The sequence below is a fragment of the Mycoplasma testudineum genome, assembly GCF_002245785.1.
Classification (GTDB): Bacteria; Bacillota_I; Bacilli_A; order Mycoplasmatales; family Metamycoplasmataceae; genus Mycoplasmopsis_B; species Mycoplasmopsis_B testudinea.
Map to the genome: position 1 here is coordinate 1 of NZ_NNCE01000013.1, position 5,161 is coordinate 5,161.

Annotated in this window: 4 protein-coding genes; all 4 read left to right on the top strand. The window is 25.2% G+C overall.

The genetic code is table 4. The annotated features are described in order from the left end of the window. The first annotated feature begins 111 nt into the window (after window positions 1–111). The 4 genes from CG473_RS04060 to tsf all read left to right on the top strand — a co-directional run bounded on the left by CG473_RS04060 (window position 112) and on the right by tsf (window position 4,974). Complete coding sequence (locus CG473_RS04060; protein WP_166623160.1) at window positions 112–306, top strand: restriction endonuclease subunit S; 195 nt, start codon at window positions 112–114, stop codon at window positions 304–306. 139 nt (window positions 307–445) lie between these two features. Then, entirely contained in the window at window positions 446–2,752 is a 2,307-nt protein-coding gene (locus tag CG473_RS04065) for an ATP-dependent DNA helicase (RefSeq protein WP_094255036.1), read from the top strand. Window positions 2,753–3,175: 423 nt separating this feature from the next. Further along, window positions 3,176–4,087, top strand: coding sequence for a 30S ribosomal protein S2 (rpsB, locus tag CG473_RS04070; RefSeq protein WP_094255037.1), 912 nt, complete (start codon window positions 3,176–3,178; stop codon window positions 4,085–4,087). A gap of 2 nt (window positions 4,088–4,089) precedes the next feature. Further along, window positions 4,090–4,974, top strand: a complete 885-nt coding sequence (gene tsf / locus CG473_RS04075; RefSeq protein ID WP_094255038.1) for a translation elongation factor Ts — start codon at window positions 4,090–4,092, stop codon at window positions 4,972–4,974. Window positions 4,975–5,161 lie beyond the last annotated feature (187 nt).

The following is a 5,161-nucleotide window of genomic DNA, read 5'->3' on the forward strand; positions in this document are numbered from 1 at the left end:
CTAAGGTAAAAATGAGACTTAATTTTAAGTTTCTAAAAAAAATAAAATTTTAAATCCGTTAATTTTTACTTGCTCCCAAATTTCTATTCAAAATTTATTTATCAAAGTACTTTGTGCAATGATTACAATTTAAAGATAAGAGCCGTTTCTCAAGGTTCGGTTCAAACAGGACTGAACGCTAGACAATATTCAAATTTTGAATTTAATGTTACTTCATATGAAGAACAAGTAAAAATTGGTGAATTGTTAGAAACATTCGATTCTCTAATTACCCTTCATCAGCGTAAGTACAAATTGCTAATTTAATCCAAAAAGAAATCTCGTAATGTATGTATTACGTTTCATTTTAAATAGTGCAATAAAGAAAGCAATTAATTACGTATTATTTTTAATATAATTTTAAATTACCACATGTAAAATTATAAATTTATGTTAAAAGGAAAAAATGATACAAAATATTAAATATATTAATTTTAAAAATTCACTTGTTTTACATATTAATAAGCTCTCTAATTTTAATGTGGAACATTACAATAATTATCATAAAGATAATAAAAGTCATAACATCGAGACACTTTTATCAGAAATTTGTTTATTTGTTCGTCTTATTGATGAGTTTTTATCTAAACACAACGAAAATAATGTCGATGACCAATGGCATTATTCAGTTATAAGTAGCAAATTACATTACAATAAATTTGAATTTGATAATAAAAGCATCTTTACATCCATTTTTAAAAAAATTAGAAATTTTCCATTAGATAATGATACTAAAAATTCTCTTCTAGATAAAATAAGCAAGTTTATCCAAAACGATCCTTACTTAGAAAAAGCAAATATAATAAAAAATGAAGCCAAAATATTTGAAAATATAACTGTAATTTCTTGTAATTATGAAGGAAAAAGGAACGATAAAATTGTTTACTTTGTTGTTGGCATAAATGAAAATGAACATACAATAAGTTTCCTTAGTGAATTATTTTTTGAAAAATACGATGTGATAGAAAAAATTTTATTTTTTTATTTAAAAGCAGATTTTCAAAACTATTATTATTATTCAAAACAAAATAAAATACATGTTAACAATCAATATTTAGAACAAATTAATATAAACTCAGAAATTGAAAAATTTGATGATGAAATAACTGATATAAGAAAATATGCATTAGCTTATTATTATGAAAAAATTCCAAAAAATTGTTTGTTTTTTAAAAATATAAGTAAGTATATAATTTACAAATTTTATCCCATTCAATTGTCACCGTTTTTTGCATATTTTCCAGATCCTGGGCCAAAAAGAGATTTTTTTTATTATAAAAACATTGAAAAATATTTAGGTGATAAAGAAATAATTAATGTTGAATACGGTAAAGTGGAATTACGAAAATTTATTGAAAAAACAAATATCCCTTTTATTATATCTGATGAAAACATAATTAAAAAATACAAAATTTTGGATTGCACAAATGTTAAACAAGATTCTAAATTTGATTGATGCTACATATCTACTTCAGGAAGGTTTTACATTACTTTAAATAAGATAATGTTTCTTATAAGTGCTTTAAAAGATATTTTTAAAATAAGTGAATTATGAACGGGCGAACCCGGATCAGGTAAAACAAATAAAGCTATTGACCAGGTAATTAAAAATGATGATAAAATCACTTTGATTATTACACCAACATACAAGGCAGAAAATTTATATAGAGAAAGATTGAAAAATAATTTAAATGTCAAGTATATTCAAATTAATTACATTAATAAAAACAGCCGTTACATTAGTAACTTAGATTTATCTAAATATTCGGCGATAATATTTGACGAAATAAGTATGTATGATATAGACCATTGATTGTCTATTCATATATTATTTTCTAAATACAAAGAAAAAATAAAATTTATGTTCATTGGAGACGAAAATCAAATTAGACCGTTTAGTAAAGTAAATATCTTAAAGTGAATAAAGCGATTTATTTCAGAAAAGCAAAATCAAAATATAGTTACATGTGACAAGATTTGTAGATTTGAAAATAAAAAAAAGTTATCATCACATATAAATTTAAAAAAAGATCTTTTAAGAGGAAGATTAGATTTAAAAAATAATTATTCAAATTTTTTTAAATCATATGAAAACATAAGTGAATTAATTGCAAAAATTAAAAAAATAAGCAGTGAATATACATTTTTGTTAGCAAAAAATGATGGATTACTTTCTGTTAATAATTTTAATCATAATATTTTTTCAACTATTGATAAATATAAGGTTGATGATATTGTTTTTGCTTCGGATTCTAAATATTTTTTTGCAGGTGAAAAATTAAAAATTAAATGAATAGACATCAAAGGAGATCGTACTACATATTTTCTAGAAAGTTTGCAAAGTGATAAGACATTGGCGGTTGACGTTTTCGGTAAACATAACTCATATTTTGACAAAGGTAGAGCGATAACGGTTCACAGAGCTCAAGGCATGACACTTGATAATGTTGCAATAGTATTAACGAACGACACATTGGAAACGTACGATTGGCTTTATACCGCGGTAACAAGAGCTAAAAAAGATTTAATAATATTTCATAATGGGCAATTAGAAAAATATTTTAAACCCATTAAAACAATTAATTTTATTAGTGAATATCCAACTTTAAGAGAAAATTTTTTGAATATTGATGTATGTAATAATTTATTAAAATTTGAACCATCCACTTGAAATTCTGATAAATTCAATTTTTTTAAAAAAATTAGTAATTAATTTAGATAAAAAATTATGTTGTTGATAACAAATAAAGTCTTATTATAATGTATCAATGACTGTGATTTAAAGTCATAATACATAGTTATTTTAATTTGTTTTAAGCTTTTCGATTATTATTGTAGAATTTTCTAATTCAGAAACTATATTCAATTTAATTATTTTGATTATTGTTATTTTTAACTTTGATAAATTTTAATTTTCTTCATGCATCCAAAACAAAAGAATTTTTACATAATATAAATTAATTTAAATATTGATTTTATGTCCTAATAATTTCTATGATAAAATTTAAAAGATTTTTAATTTTTATTTAATAATCAAGCACAATTGTGAATTTTCTAGGGTGTGCGCTCAATGATATAGCGTGCTTAGATTTTGAAACAATTGGAAGTTATAACAAACTAAACATAGGAGAAAAACATGGAAGATAAAAATCTTAATGTTGAACTTAAAGAAAAACCAAGTTCAATTAATGAAAATGACAAAATAGTTTCAAATGAGCTTTTATTAAAAGCCGGAATTTATTTTGGTCACAAAACACAAGTATGAAATCCTAAAATGGCCAAATTCATTCACTCAAAAAGAAAAGGAATTCACATTTTAGATGTTTCTAAAACTATTAAAGCAATCGAATTTGCTTACAAAATAGTTAATGAATATGCTCAAAAAGGTGCTACATTTATCTTTGTTGGTACTAAAAAACATGCTAAAGAAATTGTTAAAGAACAAGCTCTTAGAACTAATTCATTTTTCGTTAGTGAAAGATGATTAGGTGGTACATTAACAAACCAAGCAACTATTTTCAAACAACTTAAAAAATTAACAGAATTAGAAGCAGCACAAGCAGCAGGATTTCCTGAAAGAACAAAAAAAGAAGCTCTTAATGATGAGCGTGCTTTATTAAAATTACAAAAAAACTTTGAAGGTATTCGTGAAATGCGTCGTCAACCTGCATTTATGATTGTTGTTGATCCAAATAACGATACTATTGCTGTTCAAGAAGCTCGTAAAAAAGGTGTAAAAATAATTGGTATAGTTGATAGTGATGGTGATCCAGATTTAGTAGATTTACCAATTCCTGCTAATGATGATAGCGTTAAATCAATTCGTTTAATTTTAACAATTTTAGCTGATGCTATAGTCCAAGCTAAAGGTGGAGTAGTAGAACTAGCATATCAAAATAAAGAAGAATATGACCTAGGTGAAAACGAAGCTGAAGTTAAAAAACCTGAAGATAGAACTTCTAGAAATAAATATCAACCTAAAGTTAGAACTAAACTAGGACCTAAACCTAAAGTTCATGCTTCATTAAAAGAAGAAGGAAATAAATAATTATGGATGCAAAACAAAAAGCAGAATTAGTTAGAGAACTTAGAGATAGAACCGGATCAGGATTTTTAGATGTTAAAAAGGCTTTAGAAGCTACTAATTATGATATTAATAAAGCTATTGATTTTTTACAAGAATCAGGTAAAGCTAAAGCAGCTAAAAAAGGTGATAGAATTGCAGCTGAAGGTTTAGTTAGAGCGCTTCGTGATGATAAAAAAGCTATTATTTATGAAATTAATAGTGAAACAGATTTTGTTAGTCAAAATGAACAATTTGTTAATTTAGTAGACGAAATTGGTCAAACATTATTAAAAAATAATTTTTCAAATTTCGAACAAGCTTTACAATTAAAACTAAATAATGGTTTTTCTATTGCTGAAGCAATTGAAAAAGCTACAGCAACAATCGGAGAAAAAATCTCATTTAGACGTGTTGAAGCAGCTGCTTTAAATGATAATGTTAAAGCAGGTGCATATACTCATGCTAATGGTAGAGTAGCATCTTTAATGGTTGTTGAAGCTAAAAGTGATGAAGCAGCTAGAAATGTTGCTATGCATATTGCTGCAATGAATCCTGAATATATGATTTCTACTGAAGTACCTAGTGAAAGAATTAAAAAATTAGAACTAGAATTTAGTCAAAGTCCAGCTTTAGCTAATAAACCTGAAAAAATCAAAGAAAGCATTATGGCAGGTATGCTAAATAAAGCTTTAAGTGAATTTACATTATTAAACCAAGCATTTGTTATGGATAATGCTTTAAGTGTTGAAAAATACTTAAGTTCACAAAATGCTAAAGCAATCAAAATGATTCGTTTTGAAGTTGGTGAAGGAATTGAAAAAATTGAAACCGACTTTGCAGCTGAAGTTGCAGCACAAATGAAAAAATAAAAATCTATTAAACAATTAGATATAGAAAAAATTCATGCCCGTTAATGAGCATGAATTTTTATTTATCTTAATACCTTAAATTTGTCTAGCAATTTAAACTAATAAAATACTGGGAGCTAACAAAAATTAACGGTCTTAGCAGAAAGGACCGTTTTTATTATGAAAAAAATGGAAAGCAATTTGATCG